The sequence below is a fragment of the Streptomyces sp. NPDC058291 genome, assembly GCF_042880855.1.
GTDB lineage: Bacteria > Actinomycetota > Actinomycetes > Streptomycetales > Streptomycetaceae > Streptomyces.
Window position 1 is genome coordinate 1 of record NZ_JBHVYK010000021.1, and the last position, 16,159, is coordinate 16,159.

The following is a 16,159-nucleotide window of genomic DNA, read 5'->3' on the forward strand; positions in this document are numbered from 1 at the left end:
CGGCGACCGACGCCGTGGGCACGTACACGACGTTCGCCGATCCGAACGGCTTTCCGAGCATGTCCCGCAGTGCGTCCCGCAGTGTCTCGTTACGCAGGCCACTCGCCGTCAACAGGAAGTTCATCGGACGAGCCAAGCACGGCAGACGGGCCACGCGCAACGAGCCCTGCATCCACCAGTACGGGACCCGCAGTGCCCCGCGCTCGTGGGGCTGCGTGGCGGCCGCGCAGTTCAACGCCCGCTCGTCGGCCTGCGTACGGCGTGACGGGTGCGTGGTCGGGGTGCGCGCTCATCGGCTGGTCCTCCCGGTGGCGGGGTGGCCGCACCGTAGGTGAGGCGTTCCGGCCGTCGTGCGCTCCCAGGCGCTTGGGTCGCTGTTCAGCAGCCGGTCGGCGGCGTGGGCGACGTCGGCCTCCTTGTCGCGGCGTCGCTGGACGGCGCCGATGGGGGCCTGGCGCGGCGGCCGCGCGCGGCGCGCACCCGGCGAGCGCGCCCCGGTCCCCGGCAGCGTCCGCAGCATCTGCTCTTCCTTCTGACCTACGAAGCCAGCTGCCAGGCGCCATCGCGCTGCCACCGGCGGAAGAGGTCGTACACCCGGCCCATGGCCCGTACTCGACAGGCATGTCCCGCAGGGGGTGGGACGGACGGACCGAAGCGCGGACACGGCCGTGAGAACAGGTCACCGGACGCAGCAACGTGACGGACTGCACCGGCGCGGGTCCCTGACATCTGTCAGGGACCGCCGGGACCTGCGGCCCCCTAATCTGCGGTACGCGCCGCCTCTGCGAGTCCGCGACAGCCCGACCTCGCAGGGGGGTCCTCCGCAGGTAGTCCCGTCCTCACTCCCACCGCTCGAGACCCGCAGGAGCAACCGAACCCATGCGTACCAAGCGATCTCTTCCCGGCGCGATCGGCACCCTGGCCCTGGTGCTGGGCTCCGTCTGCGCCTCCGGCTCGGCCCAGGCGGCGTCCTCCGCCACGTCCGCCGTCTCCCCGACGATCTCACCAGCCGCCGCTTCGCAACTGGTGCCCGCCGGAGACCACGTCGACTGTGACAGGGGGAACTTCTGCGCCGCAGTCTGGGACCCCACGGTCAGCCAGTGGCGGGTCTTCTTCCTGTACGACTGCAACCGCTACTACCTGTCGGACTGGCACGGCGCGGGCGAAGTCATGAACAGCCAGACCGACAACGCCGAGGCGACGCTCTACGGCCAGAACGGCAACGTCCTCCAGACCTTCCCGGTCGTCACCGACGACGCCCCCGACGTGGACTGGGAGCCGGTCTGGTCGATCCGCAACTGCTGACACCGCATCTCTGAGTCGGGCGATGGTTCGGTCGCGCTGTCGGCCTGACCTGCTGTCAGTCAAGGCCTTGTCAGAAGCCCACCCCTACGGGCGCTCGCTCTGTGGCAGAGCGCCGACGACCAGGTCGTAGGAGTGCTCGACCGCATCGATGATCAGCCGCTTCGTGATGCCCCGCCCGGGCCCCAGCGAGATCCAGTGCCTCTTGTCGAGGTAGCGGCCCGGGGTGATCGAGGCGTAGCCGCGCTCCAGTGCCCGCGCGTGCTCGGGCTCGCATTTGACCGTGATGATCTGTTCGTCCGGGTCGTCGGTGACGATCAGGAACACCTTGTCCGCGACCTTGTACACGTCGAGGTCGGGGGTGAAGGGGCGGCCGTGGCTGACGTCGGGGAGGGCGAGGGCCGCCTGGCGGGCGGTGTCCTGGAGGCGGTCACCGGCCGCGCTCACCGGGCCGCCCGCGTGCTGGTGCCGTAGGTGTGCGGGTCGACGGGCTGCTTGGCCTTGGGCAGGTGGGCGACGACGAGCAGGTAGGAGTCGGTGACGAGCTCCCTGACGAGCTTCTTGTCGACGCCTGTCCCGCCCTCCAGCGTGATCCAGTGCTTCTTGTTCATGTGGTAGCCGGGGGTGATGTGGCTGTTGTGTTCCCGGAGAGCCTGGGCCTCGCCGGGGTCCGCCTTGAGGATCACGACAGGACGCCCGGGAACCTCGGTCATCAGCATGAAGACCTTGCCTCGTACCTTGAAGACCTCCCAGTCCGGGCCGAAGGGATGCTCCAGCTGCGCTCCGGGCAGTTCCTCCGCGCACTCGGCGGCGAACGTCTGCAGGGTCGATCCGTTCATGAGTGTCTTCCTTCCTCAGGTGGTGGCGCGGGCCGGGGCGTCGGCCACGGACGCGGACGGCACGCCCCATCCTTTTCCCTGGAGCGGGCGAAACGGGCGGTAGGCTGCGGACACGTGATGGTCGACAAGCGACAGTCCAGGCGTTCTGTCGGACGCCCCGGGCAGACCGCGGTGCCGCTGTACGGTTTCCAGCCCCCGGTCGGCACTCCGTACGGCCTTGAGGTGAGCACCGTCGAGGACTTCTTCGCCGAACACGCCCGGGCTGTGGCCGTCCATCTCGGGTTCACCGATCCCGCGAACTTCGGCCGCTTCTTCCGTGGCCACACCGGTCTCATCCCGGCCGCCTTCGTGGCCCGCGAAGCCAGGGCCGGCAGCTGAGGCGGGCGCGGCACAAGCCGGCATCCCCACGGCCGCCACATCCTTGATCGCGTCCGGGAGCGGGGTGCCGGGCCGCCGGGGTCGGCCGCCTCCCTGGCCTTGCTCACTGGTCGGTCGGTCCTTTCGCTGGGCACGCTGGTACCCGGGGGCGTCGCTTCGGGTTCTCCCGGTCAGGAGGCGATCTCTTCCGTCACGGTCTCGGAGAACGCCCAGTTGGAGTGCGCGATGCGCCACTGGTTGTCGATGAGGCGGTAACCGTGTGTGGCGTTCCAGGCGCGCAGCTGCTTCTCCTTGCCGTTCTCGTCGAGAACGTAGGTGTTCAGGTTGTACGCCAGGACAGCGAAGTCACCGCTGTCGCTGACGTGAACCTGCGGGTTGAGGTACTCGTTGCGCACGATGTGCGGGTTGGAGTAGATGGAGTCGATCCATGCGATGACCTTGTCCCGGCCGACCACGATGTTCTTGAGGATCGGGTCGAAATAGCTGACCTCGTCGGCGAACGCGTCGAGGTAGCCGCGGTTGTCGCCGACGCTCCACCGCTCGTTGAACGACTTCTCCAGCTCGATGATGGTCTTGCTGATTTCTTCCTTGTTGACGCCCATGACAGTCTCCTTTTCGTGCTTGCGCTTGCCGCCGCCGGCCGGCTCCGGTCGGCGCGGAACGGTGTGTGTTTCTCAGTCGTCGAGCAGTACGACGTGCTTGCCCGGTGTTGTGCCGGTCTCGACGTCGGCCTGGGCGGCGCGAACCTGCTCCGGGCCGTGGTAGACCTTCGCGACCGAGACCTTGAGTCGCCCGGCGGCGATGGCCCGCAGTTGCTGCTGGAACACCTCGGCGGGGCAGTTGCTGCTGGAACACCTCGGCGGGCAGGTCGCCGGCCTGGCCCGCGTAGGCGGTCAGCCGCACTCCGCCCGGGATCATGAACGGGCTGAAGTCAGGCAGCGTCCACTGGCCTGCCAGGGCTCCGGTGAAGCAGACGGTGCCGTGGCGGCGGTCGGTGCGGAAGGTGTCGGCGAGGACCGAGCAGCCCCACCAGTTCCAGTGCGGCGTCGACGCCTTCCGGCATCAGCTCGCCCACCTGGTCGGCGATGGCGCCGTCGTCGACCAGGGGATGGTCGACGCCCGCGTCCCGCAGTTTTCCGGCCCCCTCCGGGCTCCGGCTCGGGCATCGCCGCCGTGGTGACCTGAAGGGCATCCAGGCCGCCGGGCTGGGAGACGACGACCGCTCGCATCGTCGCAGAGGCGGCGCCTGCGGACGGTGCACGCTTGTCCATGCCAGTTCCTTACCTGTCGGGTACGGCCCCGCGGGGTTGCCCCGCTGCGGCCCGCGGCGAAGTGGTCGCCGCAGCACCTCTCGATCCTCAGCCGAAATCCGGCGAATCGCTCAGTCAGGTGCGGACATCTGGTTGTCGCTGGGGGACACCTGGTGAAGCCCCGCGAGCGCGGCACTTCACCAGGCCCTCATCCCGGTCGCGCGGGCCGTGAGCGCCCGCCCCGTCCTCTTTCGACGGCGGCCGGGGTCGTTGTGGGGGTGGTTCGGTCAGGGGCGATGGGCTCGAGGCGCCCTGGTCAGGCCGTCGGGCGGTGAGGGAGGGGACGCGGGCCCGTCACCGGTGCTGCGCGCGGTGCGCAGTTCGCCGTCGGGCGATTCTGGCGCTGGCGGTCACCAACGGCGCCCGCGCGTCCGAGCGCTGGGCGTCCGCGGAGTCGACCTCGACCGGGGCGACCAGCTCATGCGGGTCGTACGCAAGGGCACCTTGGCCGAGCAGTGGCTGCCGGCCAACCCGGAGGCATTCCTCTGGACCCGCCTCTACCTCGCCGAGGGACCGCCGGCCGATCCCCAGGTCCCACTGTGGTGGACTCTGCCCCGCCGGGACCACGGTGAAGGGCCGGCTTACCAGCCGGTCACGCACCACCGCCCCAGCCAGGACCGGGAGAGCCCGGATACCGGCCCTGATCCTGTCAAGGAGCGAGTTCGGCTTGGCGAAGGCCGCAGAACACCGCCGGGGTCGTCCATCCGCGCAGTGTGGCGTGAATCGTCGAGCGGAATGCGGCCTCGGCCGTGGTGGCGTCGAGGGCCCCGGCCAGTTCGAGAGTCACGAGCCCGTGCAAGGTTCCCCAGATCGACAGGGCGATCGACGTTGCGTCGCCGGCGAGGACGGACGCCGTCAAGGCGCGATCGATCGCCGCGAGGAGGGGACGGATCGGGTCACCGGCACCGACCTCCCCCGACGGGTCGAAGGACTGCAGGCCACCGAACAGCACCGTGTACAGGTGCCTGTGCCCGCACCCCCAACGACGGTAGGCGACGGCCAGAGCGTAGAGGTCGGCGAGAGGGTCCGCGGAGGTCTGCACCGCCGACACGTGCTGGAACAGGCCAGCGGCGGCTCTGTCACGCACCGCACCGATCAGCTCATCCTTACCGCCGAACAAGGAGTACACCGCCGTCGTCGACGCCTCGGCAGCAGTGGCCACGGCGCGGACCGTCACCGACTCCCGCGGACGGGTGGCGAGCATCTCCGTCGCGCACACCACAAGCCGCTCTTTGACGGCCTCGTCGTTTGTTCTCGGCCTACCCACGACCAGCAGCCTACCTTCTCTGATAACGTCGTTTTGAAACAGCGTTCTGAAACTATCGGAGGTTCGCCGTGCCGTCCGCCATACGTCTCACCCGATTCATCGGACGCTTACTGCTGGCCCTTGCCGCCGTCGCGACGCTGGTCGTCGTCTTTCTCGCACTGATCGCCCTCACGGACGGGACAGGTTCGGGATTCGCCGCATGGTTGACGACCCTGGGAGCCGGGGCTGTCCTCGCGATGTGGCGGGGTCGGCGCCGCACCTGGCCGGCGCGGCTCGTGCCGTTCCTGCCGGTGGTTGTCGCGGCAGCATTGACGGTGGCGGTCTGCATCCCGACCGTGCCGACGGCCCGGCGGTACCCGCCCGCCCTGCCGTTCGTGGCCACACAGCACTGGAGCCTGGCCACAGGCAGCCGGGTCGCGGTATATCACTACCCGCCCGCGAACTCCGCCGCCCGGCATCCCATCCCGTTCGTGTTACTGAACGGCGGACCGGTCCGTGGCATCTCGGTGCTCGACCACCGGTTCCTGCAACTCCTGGCACGCCAGGGCTACGACGTCTACGCCTACGAACAGGCCGGTGGCGGACGAAGCGACCTGCTCCCCATGGACCAGTACACGATTTCCAGGTCGGTCCGCGACCTCGCCGCCTTCGTCGACCGCCTGAACAAGGGCAAGGTCGACATCCTCGGATTCTCCTCAGGCGGGGTCGTGCTCACTCGAGCCCTGGCCGACCCGAGCATCGCCGCACGCTTGCACCGGGCGATCATCGCCGAGCCCGGCCCCATGGACGGCCCCACCGCGCACATCACCGGGCGCAAGGGCCGAAAATCCGCACGGGGCCTCGCCCCGGCCATGACCGGACCGCGATCGACGCACGTCCCCCGGTACGCCGTGGCATTCGGCCTCATGCGACTGGGACTCCTCACCCCCGACACCGGACTGATCGGACAGGCCGAAGGCGACAACGCCCTCACCGCCGCAGACCTCGGCGGCGACACCGCATCCGCCTACTGTGCGCGCGACGCACACCGCATCCCCGCCGAGGACACTGCACAGAACTTCTCCTTCAGCCCCGCCGCCAGCCTCCGCATCCAGCAGACGGTCAAGGACTCACCCGCCATCGCATCGCGACTGAGGCAGTCCCGGACCCCCGCGATGCTGATGATCGCCGAGTGCTCCTCCCAGGTCCGTCAATGGGCGACCGCCGTCCTTGCCGATGACCCCGCCATCCAGCGCACGCAGTACATGCCCGGAGTCGGACATCACATGTGGAACAGCCTGGACGACAACGACGACCGAGCCGCCGCCGTCATCACCGCGTTCCTTCAGGACAAACCAGCACCCCTGCCGAACTATCCGACCCGCGACGAGGTCCTTGCCTTTCTGCGCGACCACAAATGAAGTCGTTGCAGTCCGTCACCGGCAACGGCGGGCGAACCCTAGAAACCGCCCCGGGCCCTGCGCCAGGTACGGCCAAGGGCGATCTCGCAGTCCGGAAATCGGGTCTCACTTTCCGTCAGGTCGTCAGCGGGGGGCTTGGTGGGCGGGGCAAGACTGGCTGCTGACGTGGGCGCTTGCGTGCCGGGCGGGCTGAGGGAGGCGGGCCGTGGGGGCGGGTCCGCAGTGCGCCTCGCCGCCGGACGGGCCGCGTCCCAAGGCAGCCGCGAGGGGGTGGGTGGTAAGGGCCGACCTGGCGGTGGTCGCGCCGCATGCGGGACGGCGAGCTTCAGCCAACCTGAAGACGCAGGTTAAAGGGCTGACGTGACGGCTCTTCGGGGTGCTCAAGCTGGTCGCGGGCGGCAGTCCGCGGAGTAGATCGTCCGTCAGCGGTTGACTTCGGTACAGCGCTGGGTGGGGATGAGGGTGCCGTCGATCAGGACGACCTCCCCGCCTTGCTTGGTGATCTTCTTCAGGGCGCGGTCCAGGCGCGGGGCCTGGGCGGCGAGCAGGGTGATCAGTTCGTCGCGCAATCGGCGGACGGTGGACTCCGAGACGTTGTTGCCGCCGGCCATGTCGGCCAGGCGTTGGTCGTGCCGCAGCACGGCCAGGACGATCACCGCGATCTTCCCGGGCGGCAGGATCCGCCACCTGGACCGTATCGCCTTCAGGTGTCGTCGTAGCAGATCGGCGAGGTGGTTGACGGTCCGCGTGGACAGCGGCAGACGGCGCTGGTAGACAAGCGGGCAGGTGTCCTCGGCGTGTTCATTGGTTTTCGTCACACAATTCCAACGGCCGCCGGAGGCACCGTGGTTACGCCCGCATCACATGCGGGTGGTGAACCTGCCGTCGGGCAGTTTCCGCAGCCAGCCGCGGTCGACCAGCCTGACCATCTTCCCGCGCAACGGCTCCAGCTTGCCCCACACGCTGATGTCCACGCCCAGCATCTCGCCGACCTGACGGGCCATGACCGGTCCGGCGGCCTGCCGCACAGCGGCGAGGATGCGCTGGTAGTCCGGCGGAAGCATGGCCTCCTCTACGTCCGGCGCGCGGTGCGGGATCAGCATCGCGGCCCGTCCACCCACCTGCCCGGGCGCCGGCATGGCCGAGGCACGCTCGTCGGCGAGCTGCTCGCTCACGCGCTCAAGGACCCGTTCGGCGACCGCGAGTTCGTCGCGCTCGGCCCGCACGTCCGCCAGCTCCTTGGCCAGCTGTTCTTCGAGTTCGTCCAGTTCTGCGCGCCGCGCGGTGATCCCTTTCAGTAACTCGGGGTCCATGCACCGGATCGTACGGTGCGCCTCTTGGCGAGGGCCTGTTTCTGGTGCTTTGTCGTGAGCTGAGGATCTCCAGCGCTGTCAGTACTTCACCGTGATCCGCTGCGCGGGGCCGTCCACGCTGACCGTTCCGCCGTAAGGGATCACCAGTTGGGGATCGGTATGCCCGAAGTCGACGTCGAACACCGCCATGGTGTGCGGGGCGTACCTCGCCAGCGCGCGCAGCACCGCTTCGCGCTGCTCAGCGGCATAACGTAGCTTCTCCTCCGCTCTGTTCGGCTGCTGGAAGGACCACGCTTTGGCGCGGCCCATCAACAGGGCCGGGAAGCGCGCCAGCAGGCCCCGTTCTCCCATGTTGCGCAAGATCCGGAAGACCTCCTCCCCGCTCGGCATCTCCTCCGACGTCTCCAAGAACAGCACGCCGCCCTCGTAGACGGCTGGGTCCTGTGCGATCTCGCGGTCGGCCATCAGCAGCCATGACAGGATTTCCAGATTGCCGCCCCAGGCGCGGCCTTGGACGAGTTGGTCGGGCTGGTGCCAGATCCAGCCCTCGGCGGGCTGCGAGTCCGGCTCCCTGCCGAAGGTGGCCGGGTCGGCCCAGTCGCGGTCGGTGTCGCGGTAGCGCGTGGCGGGGCGGAGTTCGTACGGGCCCGAGGTGAACAAGGCCGCGCGTACCGAGTCAGCGGTCATGGGGTGGAGTGCGCAGGGGCGGCCGAGCTCGGTCATCAGGCAGGCGCCGTGGTAGGCAACGATGCCCAGGTTGTGCAGGAAGACCAGCAGGTTGGTGTTGTCGCTCGTCCCGAAGAAGGGCTTGGGGTTAGCGCGGATCAGCTCGCGGTCCAGCAAAGGAAGCACGGTGATCTGGTCGTCGCCACCGATGCTGGCCATCACGGCCCTGACCGAGGGATCGGCGAACGCGGCGTGGATGTCGTCGGCGCGTTCCTTGGGCGTGGATCCCATTTTGCGAGTGGACGGGTACTCCACTGGTTCGAGGCCGAAATCCTCACGCAGCCGCTTGAGCCCCAGCTCGTACGGAAGAGGGAAGAGCTCGGGCAATCCGGACGAAGGGGAGATGATTGCTATGCGGTCACCGGGCATAGGCTTTGGAGGATATGCAGGTGAGGTCATGACCGTCAGGCTAGAGGTCTGATCGACTACTGATCATCTTCATTTGAGACGGGAATTCTCCGTTCATCGACGTCAAACAGGGGCCGAAGCCATCCCCTGACGAACGATCTACTTCGTGGACTGTCGCCCACAGCCGGCGCGAGTACCTCAAAGGGACGTCACGCCAGCCCTTTGACCTGCGTCTTCAAGTTGGCGGAGGCTCGGTGTGCCGCATGTGGGACGGTGTGCACTGCGCCGCATGCGGGACGGTGTGGATCGCGCCGCATGCGGGACGGTGTGCACCCCAGCCCGCGTGCCCCTCAGGTGTGGTGTGGCGTACGCGGGCATGGGGTGCACACCGGGGAGTCACGCGGACTCTTCGTGCGGCAGCGCGCGGCTGCTGATCGCCTCGGTGATGGCGTAGGCGGTCTCGACGAAGGACTGCGCCTGTTGCTCCGACAGATTCCGGGCGGAGGTCTCCTCCAGGGCCCGCCACAGGGCCGCTATGGGCTCGCGCATGGCACGGCCCTTGTCCGTGAGGTGGACGACCATGACGCGGCGGTCGTGTGCGGCCGGCTCGCGGACGAGCAGGCCGGCGTCCTGCATGCGGCGCAGGGACTTGGAGACGGTGGAGTGGTCCAGGCCGACGCTTTCGAGCAGCTCGGACTGGGTCTGACCGTCCCGGTCCAGGAGTTGCATCAGCAACAGTTCCTGTCCGGGATGCAGGTCCATCTCGCGGAGCATGGCGGCGGCGCGGGCGCGGTGGGCGCGGGCGAGTTGGAAGATCGCGTAGCTCATCGGTCCTGCGCCGGCCGTCGTGGGGATGCGGGGTTCGGGGGTGGGCATGGTTCGGTTCCTCAGCCGGTGTGGGTGGGGTAGTCGGTGTAGCCGGCCGCTGCGCCGCCGTAGAAGGTCGCGGGGTCGGGGGTGTTCAGCGGCGCGCCGGCGCGCAGGCGCTCGACCAGGTCCGGGTTGGCGAGCGCGAGGGCGCCGACGGAGACGAGGTCGGCCGTGCCGTTGTCGACGTCCTTGGCGCGGGCGGGCAGGTCGGCGCCGCCCCGGTTGAGGATCAGCGTGGTCAGCCACAGCGCGCGCAGGGTGCCGAGCAGTTCCTCGTCGCCGGCGTGCATCACGTGGAGGTAGGCCAGGTCCAGGGGGCGCAGGGCGTCCAGGAGCGCCGGATACAGCTCGGCGGTGTCGGACTCGGCGATGTCGTTGTAGGGGTTCGCGGGGGAGATGCGGATGCCGGTGCGCTCGGCGCCGATCTCGTCGGCCACGGCGGCGGCGACCTCGACGGCGAAGCGGATGCGGTTGTCGAGGGAGCCGCCGTAGCCGTCGGTGCGCTGGTTGGTGTTGTCGGCGAGGAACTGGTGCACGAGGTAGCCGTTGGCGCCGTGGATCTCCACGCCGTCGGCGCCTGCCGCGACGGCGGCCGCCGCGGCGCGCCGGAAGTCGTCGACGGTCGCCGCGACCTCCTGCGTCGACAGAGCACGGGGGGTCGGCATCTCCTGGGGCCCGGACGCGGTGAACATCATGCCCTGCGGCCGGATCGCCGAAGGGGCGACCGGACGGCGGCCGTGGGGGGTGTTGTCCGGGTGGGCGATGCGTCCGGTGTGCATGAGCTGGATGACGATGCGGCCGTCGGCGGCGTGCACGGCGTCGGTGACCTTGCGCCACCCGGCGATCTGTTCGTCGTTGTGGATGCCGGGGGTCAGGAGGTAGCCCTGGCCGTCGGCGTTGGGCTGCGTGCCCTCGGTGATGATGAGCGCGTGCGAGGCCCGCTGGGCGTAGTACTCGGCGTTCAGCTCGGTGGGGACGCCTTCGGGCGTGGAGCGGTCACGGGTCATGGGGGCCATGACCAGGCGGTGCGGCAGAGATATGCCGCCAAGAGTGGTCGGCGTCCACAGGGAATTCAGCATGAAGGGGTCCTTCGGTGCGGTGATCGGCACAGGTGGTGATCGGGTGAGCGGGAGGAGGGCGCGGCGGATGGAGGGGCGGGCGTGATCAGTCGAGGGTGAGGACGAGCTTGCCCCGCACATGCCCGGCGTCGCTGACCTGCTGGGCCGTGGCGGCCTGGTCGAGCGGGTAGGCGGTGACGGTGGTGACGAGCCTGCCGGTCGCGGCGTCCTGCGCGAGCGCGGCCAGGCGGGCGGCCGAGCGTTCCTGGCCGCCGCTGGAGAAGGTGATGCCGAGCTGGTGCGCGCGGAAGTCGGCGATGGTGACGATGCGCTCGGTGCCGCCGCGCAGGGCGATGGAGTCCTCCAGGGCTCCCTTCCCGGCCAGGTCGAACACCGCGTCCACGCCGTCGGGGGCCAGCGCCCGCACCCGCTCGACCAGGCCCTCGCCGTAGAGGGTCGCGGTGGCGCCGAGCGAGGCGAGGTGTTCCTGGTTCGCCGGACCGGCGGTGGCGATCACACGCGCTCCGCGGGCCGTGGCGAGCTGGACCGCCAGGGTTCCGACCGCTCCGGAGGCGCCGTGCATCAGCACCGTCTCCCCGGCGGCCACCCCCAGCAGGTTCAGGACGCGCTCGGCCGTCTCGCCCGCCACCGGCAGCGCGACCGCGTGCTGCCAGTCGAGGCCGGCGGGCTTGGGGGCCACGGTGGTGGCCAGCGCGTACTGGGCGTACGAGCCGGTGTCCGACCAGCCCAGCACCTCATCGCCCACCTGCACGTCGCTCACACCCTCGCCCAGGGCGTCCACCACGCCGGCGAGCTCGCGACCAGGGACCGCGGGGAGCGGCGTGGGGAACACGGCCTCCAGCGCCCCGGAGCGGATCTTGCCGTCCAGCGCGTTCACCCCGGCCGCCTTGACGCGTACGCGGATCTGCCCGGGGCCGGGCTGCGGGACCTCGATGTCCGCCTCGCGCAGCACTTCCGTGCCTCCGAAACGGTCGAACAGGATGGCTCTCATGACGACTCCTCCCGCGCAGCCACCCGGTTAGGTGGCTGGACACATAATCAACGTAACAACAAACATGTGGCTAGCCAAGTATTGGGCGCCGGGGGGCTGCGCGACATCGGTCGCGGCCGCCGCCGGTCTCCCTGGGGACGGCGGTCGAACCGGAGGCGCCTGCTGGAGCATGGCCGCCCTCGGTGAAAGGCTCGGGCTCAGCCGCCCGAGCGTGAACGCCGCGCCGCGCGGCCTGGAGCCGGCCAGGCTCGTCAAGAAGGACCGCAACGGCGTTTGCCAGAACAAGCCGATGCCGGCCGGCCACACTTCCCCCGGAGGACGCCCCGGCCGCCGTCAAGGCGATGCCCACGGCGGACCGCCTGGACGGCATGCCCACGGCGGACCGCTTGGACGGCATGCCCACGGCGGACCGCCTGGACGGCATGCCCACGGCGGACCGCCTGGACGGCATGCCCACGGCGAACCGCCTGGACGGCATGCCCACGGCGGACCGCCTGGACGGCAAGACCGCCCGGGGGCCGGCCGGGGCGAGATGTTCGCCGAGCTGCCAAGACGCATGCGGCGCGGTGTGACGCTCCGGCCGACCGCGGACAACCGGCCCGCCCCGTCGTATCCGCCGAGGACATGGAGCCCAGCCCAGCCCAGGTCAGGGCGTTTGTGACTGCACCGATGACTGCCTCAGCGGTGTCCCGCCTCCTGGTCTTGGCCCATCCCCTGTACGCCACCCGCGGTGTCGCCGCCCAGCTTCACGTCCGCGTCGTGAGTCGCACGACTGCCGCGTCGTATCGTGTGCGGAGCCCTTCATCTGCCGATACCCGCAGCAGCGCGCCGAGCGCCCGTACCGCGCCGTCGTCGTAGCCGGACGACTCCGCTTCCCGGGCCGCCAGGTCGAGTTGCCCGATGCCCTCGGCCTCGTCCCCGAGCCCCAGCAGCGCCTCTCCCTTCACCATGAGGAGCAGTATCCGGGGTACGTCGGCCGTGCCCGATCGGTCGTCGAAGGCCAAGGCCTCGGTCGCTGTGTCGAGGGCCTGGCGCCATTTCCCCGCGTCGGTCCAATGGCGGGCGAGGTGCTGCATGGCCAGTCTCTCCATGGTCCGGTCGCCGGCCTTGCGCGCCAGCTCCACCGCCTGCTCGCACCCCTCCGCGGCCTCGTCCAGGCCGCCGAGCGCCGCTTGTGCCACGGCGAGAACGATCAGGGCGTTCACCTCGGCCACCGCGTCACCTGCCCGGGAGGCAAGCGCGGAGGCGGCCCGCAAACGGGTCAGCGCCTCCGCGATGCGCCCTTCCTCGATCAGCACCCAGCCGAGCACGTTCAGCACCCGTGACTCGCCGTGCTGATCGTCGTCGGCCCGTGCCGCCTCGAGCGCGGTCTCCAGGAGCGGGGCCCAGCCGTCGCGCACACGCCACACGATCAGCGGCCACAACGCCAGGACGATCCGCCAGGTCCTGCCGTGCAGTCCGGCGGCGTGCGCCGCGGCCACCGCCAGCGTGAGGTCGTCCCGCTCGGCTGCGTACCAGGCCACGGCGGCGGACCGGTCGCTGAACTCCCGCACGGCGGCGGGCGGCAGGTAGTCCTCCGGCAGCGGGAAGCAGTCCTCGTTGCCGGGCTCGGCCGCCGCCACGGCCGCGAGGGCCGTGGCGATGTAGTGGTCGAGCACACGCTTGAGCGCGTCCGGCCCGGCGTCCAGGCTGCGTGCGTAGAGCCGCACGAGATCGTGCATCGTCCATCGGCCGGACGCCGTCTCCGTGACGAGGTGCGCGACGGCCAGCCGCTCCAGGGAGGTCTCGGCGGCTGCCGGGTCCGTGTCCGCCAGGGCGGCCGCCGCATACCGGTCGACGTGCGTACCGGGGTGGCAGCCGAGATGGGCGAACAGACGGGAGACTTGCTGCGGGAGCTGTTGCAGCGTCACACGCAGCGCCGCTCGTACGCCGGTGTCCTCCACGTCCAGCAGACTCAGCCGGCGCGTCTCGTCGGACAGCTCGGCGGCCATCGCGTCCAGCGACCAGCCGGGCCGTTGCGCCAGCCGGGCAGCCGTCACCCGCAGTGCGAGGGGCAGCCCGCCGCACAGCTCGGCCAGCCGTCGGGCAGCCACCGGCTCTGCGCGTACCCGTTCCGTGCCCAGTACACCGGCGAGGAGCATCGTGCCGTCCTGCTGCCCGAGCACGTCCACCGCAACGGGCCGGGCGGTGTCGGTGACGATCAGCCCCGACAGCCGGTGTCTGCTGGTGACGACGGTGACGCAGCGGCGACCGCCCGGCAGGAGCGGCCTGACCTGCTCGGAGTCCCGCGCGTTGTCGAGCACCACAAGGAGCCGGCGGTCGGCGGCGAGCGACCGGAACAGTGCGGCCGCGGCGTTCACGGAATCCGGTATCCGGCCGTGCGGCACATCGAGTGCCAGCAGGAACTCGCGCAGTACCTCCATCAGGGCCGGCTCGCCCGTGTCCGCGAAGCCACGCAGGTCGGCGTAGAGCCGCCCGCCGGGAAATCCGGCACGGCCCTGGTGGGCCCAATGCAGCACGAGAGCCGTCTTCCCCACCCCGGCGGGCCCGATGACCAGGCAGACGGGCGCCTCGCCCGAGGCGGCCCGGGACAGAACGGCGAGCTCGGCCGCCCGCCCATGAAAGCCACGCGGCGCGCGCGGCAGCAGATCGGGCGCGCCAGTCTGCGCGACGGCATCCGGTACGGCAGCAGGTGGCGGAACGTCCGTCATAGGGGCCCGGCGGGCACGACCCAGGCTCGCGGTGTGCTCCAACTCCCGCGCACCGGCCGCGTCCAGGCCCAAGGCTGCGGCCAACGCCTGCACGGTGCGGCGTTGCGGCCCCCGGGAGTGTCCACGCTCCATGTCCGACAGCGCCCGCACGCTCACTCCCGCAGCATGCGCCAGCCCTTCCTGGCTCAGCCCGGCCCCCGTCCGCAGAGCATGCACAAGCGCGCCGAAATTGCCGGTGGCCGGTGTACCGGTGCCCATGTCTGAATGTCCCCTGGTCAGTGCGGCCCAGCCGAAACGCCGTACCTCGCCCGCGAAAAGTATGCACGACGCTACTTTTGCGGGTGAAACGCATCGCGCCCTTCCGCTCCCAGGTCGCAACCGACGCAGCCGTTCCAACGGCGAGATGTCGTCACCACGGCTGCTGCTGTTACCGCAACGTAGGAAGTCGATCGAGGCGTTGCCGGGCTGCCGCTCGCGACAGGCAGCGCTCCGGAGCGCATCTCAAGGACGACCCGGTCGGATCTGACTCTTCTGCACCTTCACGCGATACGGCAACGGTTCCTGGACGAGACGGCGTGCGCGATCGCCGTTCCACAGGGGGTCGGGCGCGCTGAGCCGGCGCGACCTGGCCCCGAGCGGTACTGGCAGATGCGCGACGGGCACGGCGCGCGTGAGCACTGCTCGGTGCGCTTCAGTGCCAAGCGGTTCGGCTGGCCCTGGTCAGGCTGCCGGGGCGGTCAGGGCGGCCTTGGCCGCCAGCCGGAGGCTCCTGATCATCGGATTCGGGTCGCCCTTGCGGCTGACCAGGACGACCTGGCTGGGGGGAGCGCCCTCGATCGGGACGGTGACGAGGTGGGGACGCAGTGAGCTACGCCGATCGCCGACCGGTAGCACGGCGATCGCCCTGCCGCTCGCGACGAGTTCGAGCTTGTCCTCGTAGCTCTCGATCGGCGGCACACCGGCCCCGAGGATCCGGTAGGAGGTCCAGTCGTCCGCGGTCTCGAACGCGCATGGCGCCGCCTCCTCGCCGGCCAGCTCCTCCGCGGTCACCGACGCGCGGTCGGCCAAGGGATGCCCGCGCGGGACCACGAGCATCCGGGGCTCCTCGTACAGCGGGGTGGTGAACACGTCCTCGGCGGCGAGCGGCAGCGGGGCCCGCGCGATCAGGGCGTCGACGCGCTTGTCGGACAGCGCGCCGACGTCGCGGCAGCTCAGATGCCGGGTGGCGATCTCGGCGTCCGGGTAACGGCGGCGCAGTTCCCGTACGGCGGCAGTGATCACCAGGTCTTCGACGTAGCCGATGGCGATGCGCTCGGTCTCGGCTTGTTCACGCACGGCCGACTCGGCCCGGCGGGCGGCCTGCAGCAGGGCTCGGGCCTGGGGGAGGAACGTCTGGCCGGCCGAAGTGAGCCGGGTGCCCTGGGGGGTGCGCTCCAGCAGTCGTGCGCCGAGGTACTTCTCGAGCCGTTGGATCTGGCGGCTCAGCGCCGGCTGGGCCACGTGCAGGTCGGCGGCGGCCCGGCCGAAGTGCTGGTGCGCCGCAACCACGGTGAAGTAGCGCACCAGCCGCAGCTCCAGGTCCTGTCCCTGATCGTTCACTCTTCCAGCGTACGGGCCATGCCGTT

At 70.3% G+C, this 16,159-nt stretch carries 19 protein-coding genes and 2 pseudogenes; 5 read left to right on the forward strand and 16 right to left on the reverse strand.

All coding sequences use genetic code 11. The features are described from left to right. Both ACFVYK_RS13395 and ACFVYK_RS13400 read right to left on the reverse strand, forming a co-directional pair. Positions 1 to 124: pseudogene (locus tag ACFVYK_RS13395) on the reverse strand (peptidase E); the annotation flags it as partial. Between the two features lie 165 nt (positions 125 to 289). Continuing rightward, the gene (locus ACFVYK_RS13400; protein ID WP_389772594.1) at positions 290 to 520 is read right to left on the reverse strand and encodes a hypothetical protein; all 231 of its coding nucleotides are present in this window, start codon (positions 518 to 520) and stop codon (positions 290 to 292) included. A 359-nt stretch (positions 521 to 879) separates the two neighbouring features. On the opposite strand from ACFVYK_RS13400, the gene ACFVYK_RS13405 reads away from it, so the two are divergent. Then, the gene (locus ACFVYK_RS13405; RefSeq protein ID WP_389772597.1) at positions 880 to 1,305 is read left to right on the forward strand and encodes a hypothetical protein; all 426 of its coding nucleotides are present in this window, start codon (positions 880 to 882) and stop codon (positions 1,303 to 1,305) included. Positions 1,306 to 1,389: 84 nt separating this feature from the next. Here ACFVYK_RS13405 and ACFVYK_RS13410 read toward each other — a convergent pair whose 3' ends face one another. Further along, complete coding sequence (locus ACFVYK_RS13410) at positions 1,390 to 1,749, reverse strand: MmcQ/YjbR family DNA-binding protein (RefSeq protein WP_389772599.1); 360 nt, start codon at positions 1,747 to 1,749, stop codon at positions 1,390 to 1,392. Further along, positions 1,746 to 2,141, reverse strand: coding sequence for an MmcQ/YjbR family DNA-binding protein (locus ACFVYK_RS13415; protein ID WP_389772601.1), 396 nt, complete (start codon positions 2,139 to 2,141; stop codon positions 1,746 to 1,748). The genes ACFVYK_RS13410 and ACFVYK_RS13415 overlap by 4 nt, the downstream gene beginning before the upstream one ends. A 222-nt stretch (positions 2,142 to 2,363) precedes the next feature. Between ACFVYK_RS13415 and ACFVYK_RS13420 the strand changes: the two genes are divergently transcribed. Then, positions 2,364 to 2,519, forward strand: coding sequence for a hypothetical protein (locus ACFVYK_RS13420; RefSeq protein ID WP_389772604.1), 156 nt, complete (start codon positions 2,364 to 2,366; stop codon positions 2,517 to 2,519). A gap of 170 nt (positions 2,520 to 2,689) precedes the next feature. Here the strand turns inward: ACFVYK_RS13420 and ACFVYK_RS13425 are convergent, their stop codons facing one another. Both ACFVYK_RS13425 and ACFVYK_RS13430 read right to left on the reverse strand, forming a co-directional pair. Further along, positions 2,690 to 3,121 carry a YybH family protein gene (locus ACFVYK_RS13425; RefSeq protein ID WP_389772606.1) on the reverse strand — a complete coding sequence of 144 codons (432 nt, stop codon included), beginning with the start codon at positions 3,119 to 3,121 and terminating at the stop codon, positions 2,690 to 2,692. 72 nt (positions 3,122 to 3,193) lie between these two features. Further along, on the reverse strand, positions 3,194 to 3,346 hold the full coding sequence (locus ACFVYK_RS13430; protein WP_389772609.1) for a zinc-binding dehydrogenase: 153 nt from the start codon (positions 3,344 to 3,346) through the stop codon (positions 3,194 to 3,196). Positions 3,347 to 3,435: 89 nt separating this feature from the next. Between ACFVYK_RS13430 and ACFVYK_RS13435 the strand changes: the two genes are divergently transcribed. Continuing rightward, positions 3,436 to 3,699 carry a hypothetical protein gene (locus ACFVYK_RS13435; RefSeq protein WP_389772611.1) on the forward strand — a complete coding sequence of 88 codons (264 nt, stop codon included), beginning with the start codon at positions 3,436 to 3,438 and terminating at the stop codon, positions 3,697 to 3,699. 779 nt (positions 3,700 to 4,478) lie between these two features. Here the strand turns inward: ACFVYK_RS13435 and ACFVYK_RS13440 are convergent. Continuing rightward, positions 4,479 to 5,096 (reverse strand): TetR/AcrR family transcriptional regulator, encoded by a 618-nt coding sequence (locus tag ACFVYK_RS13440; protein WP_389772613.1) that lies wholly within the window; start codon positions 5,094 to 5,096, stop codon positions 4,479 to 4,481. A 68-nt stretch (positions 5,097 to 5,164) separates the two neighbouring features. On the opposite strand from ACFVYK_RS13440, the gene ACFVYK_RS13445 reads away from it, so the two are divergent. Further along, a complete protein-coding gene (locus tag ACFVYK_RS13445; protein WP_389772616.1) occupies positions 5,165 to 6,496 on the forward strand; it encodes an alpha/beta fold hydrolase in 1,332 nt (443 codons plus the stop codon). A 422-nt stretch (positions 6,497 to 6,918) separates the two neighbouring features. Here the strand turns inward: ACFVYK_RS13445 and ACFVYK_RS13450 are convergent, their stop codons facing one another. From ACFVYK_RS13450 to ACFVYK_RS13475, 6 genes are all read right to left on the reverse strand, one after another. After that, positions 6,919 to 7,314, reverse strand: a complete 396-nt coding sequence (locus ACFVYK_RS13450) for a hypothetical protein (RefSeq protein ID WP_389772618.1) — start codon at positions 7,312 to 7,314, stop codon at positions 6,919 to 6,921. 42 nt (positions 7,315 to 7,356) lie between these two features. After that, positions 7,357 to 7,809, reverse strand: a complete 453-nt coding sequence (locus ACFVYK_RS13455; RefSeq protein WP_389772621.1) for a hypothetical protein — start codon at positions 7,807 to 7,809, stop codon at positions 7,357 to 7,359. A gap of 78 nt (positions 7,810 to 7,887) precedes the next feature. Next, a complete protein-coding gene (locus ACFVYK_RS13460; protein WP_389772624.1) occupies positions 7,888 to 8,934 on the reverse strand; it encodes a S66 peptidase family protein in 1,047 nt (348 codons plus the stop codon). A gap of 345 nt (positions 8,935 to 9,279) precedes the next feature. After that, positions 9,280 to 9,759 (reverse strand): MarR family winged helix-turn-helix transcriptional regulator, encoded by a 480-nt coding sequence (locus ACFVYK_RS13465; protein ID WP_389772627.1) that lies wholly within the window; start codon positions 9,757 to 9,759, stop codon positions 9,280 to 9,282. Between the two features lie 11 nt (positions 9,760 to 9,770). After that, a complete protein-coding gene (locus ACFVYK_RS13470) occupies positions 9,771 to 10,832 on the reverse strand; it encodes an alkene reductase (protein ID WP_389772630.1) in 1,062 nt (353 codons plus the stop codon). 85 nt (positions 10,833 to 10,917) lie between these two features. Beyond that, a complete protein-coding gene (locus ACFVYK_RS13475; protein ID WP_389772633.1) occupies positions 10,918 to 11,823 on the reverse strand; it encodes an NADP-dependent oxidoreductase in 906 nt (301 codons plus the stop codon). Positions 11,824 to 12,164: 341 nt separating this feature from the next. On the opposite strand from ACFVYK_RS13475, the gene ACFVYK_RS13480 reads away from it, so the two are divergent. Then, complete coding sequence (locus tag ACFVYK_RS13480; protein WP_389772636.1) at positions 12,165 to 12,395, forward strand: hypothetical protein; 231 nt, start codon at positions 12,165 to 12,167, stop codon at positions 12,393 to 12,395. A gap of 174 nt (positions 12,396 to 12,569) precedes the next feature. On the opposite strand, the gene ACFVYK_RS13485 is transcribed toward ACFVYK_RS13480, so the two are convergent. From ACFVYK_RS13485 to ACFVYK_RS13495, 3 genes and pseudogenes are all read right to left on the reverse strand, one after another. Beyond that, the gene (locus tag ACFVYK_RS13485; RefSeq protein WP_389772828.1) at positions 12,570 to 14,618 is read right to left on the reverse strand and encodes an NB-ARC domain-containing protein; all 2,049 of its coding nucleotides are present in this window, start codon (positions 14,616 to 14,618) and stop codon (positions 12,570 to 12,572) included. 15 nt (positions 14,619 to 14,633) lie between these two features. Continuing rightward, positions 14,634 to 14,792, reverse strand: a pseudogene (locus ACFVYK_RS13490) (helix-turn-helix domain-containing protein); the annotation flags it as partial. 462 nt (positions 14,793 to 15,254) lie between these two features. Continuing rightward, complete coding sequence (locus ACFVYK_RS13495; protein ID WP_389772639.1) at positions 15,255 to 16,133, reverse strand: LysR family transcriptional regulator; 879 nt, start codon at positions 16,131 to 16,133, stop codon at positions 15,255 to 15,257. Between the last annotated feature and the right edge of the window lie 26 nt (positions 16,134 to 16,159).

What these genes read in the sequence shown, in the direction of transcription:
- ACFVYK_RS13460 (WP_389772624.1), bottom strand. Translation starts at nt 8,934, where the DNA reads ATGACCTCACCTGCATATCCTCCAAAGCCTATGCCCGGTGACCGCATA.
- ACFVYK_RS13425 (WP_389772606.1), bottom strand. Translation starts at nt 3,121, where the DNA reads ATGGGCGTCAACAAGGAAGAAATCAGCAAGACCATCATCGAGCTGGAG.
- ACFVYK_RS13400 (WP_389772594.1), bottom strand. Translation starts at nt 520, where the DNA reads ATGCTGCGGACGCTGCCGGGGACCGGGGCGCGCTCGCCGGGTGCGCGC.
- ACFVYK_RS13475 (WP_389772633.1), bottom strand. Translation starts at nt 11,823, where the DNA reads ATGAGAGCCATCCTGTTCGACCGTTTCGGAGGCACGGAAGTGCTGCGC.
- ACFVYK_RS13405 (WP_389772597.1), top strand. Translation starts at nt 880, where the DNA reads ATGCGTACCAAGCGATCTCTTCCCGGCGCGATCGGCACCCTGGCCCTG.
- ACFVYK_RS13455 (WP_389772621.1), bottom strand. Translation starts at nt 7,809, where the DNA reads ATGGACCCCGAGTTACTGAAAGGGATCACCGCGCGGCGCGCAGAACTG.
- ACFVYK_RS13465 (WP_389772627.1), bottom strand. Translation starts at nt 9,759, where the DNA reads ATGCCCACCCCCGAACCCCGCATCCCCACGACGGCCGGCGCAGGACCG.
- ACFVYK_RS13480 (WP_389772636.1), top strand. Translation starts at nt 12,165, where the DNA reads ATGCCCACGGCGGACCGCCTGGACGGCATGCCCACGGCGGACCGCTTG.
- ACFVYK_RS13435 (WP_389772611.1), top strand. Translation starts at nt 3,436, where the DNA reads ATGAACGGGCTGAAGTCAGGCAGCGTCCACTGGCCTGCCAGGGCTCCG.
- ACFVYK_RS13415 (WP_389772601.1), bottom strand. Translation starts at nt 2,141, where the DNA reads ATGAACGGATCGACCCTGCAGACGTTCGCCGCCGAGTGCGCGGAGGAA.
- ACFVYK_RS13470 (WP_389772630.1), bottom strand. Translation starts at nt 10,832, where the DNA reads ATGCTGAATTCCCTGTGGACGCCGACCACTCTTGGCGGCATATCTCTG.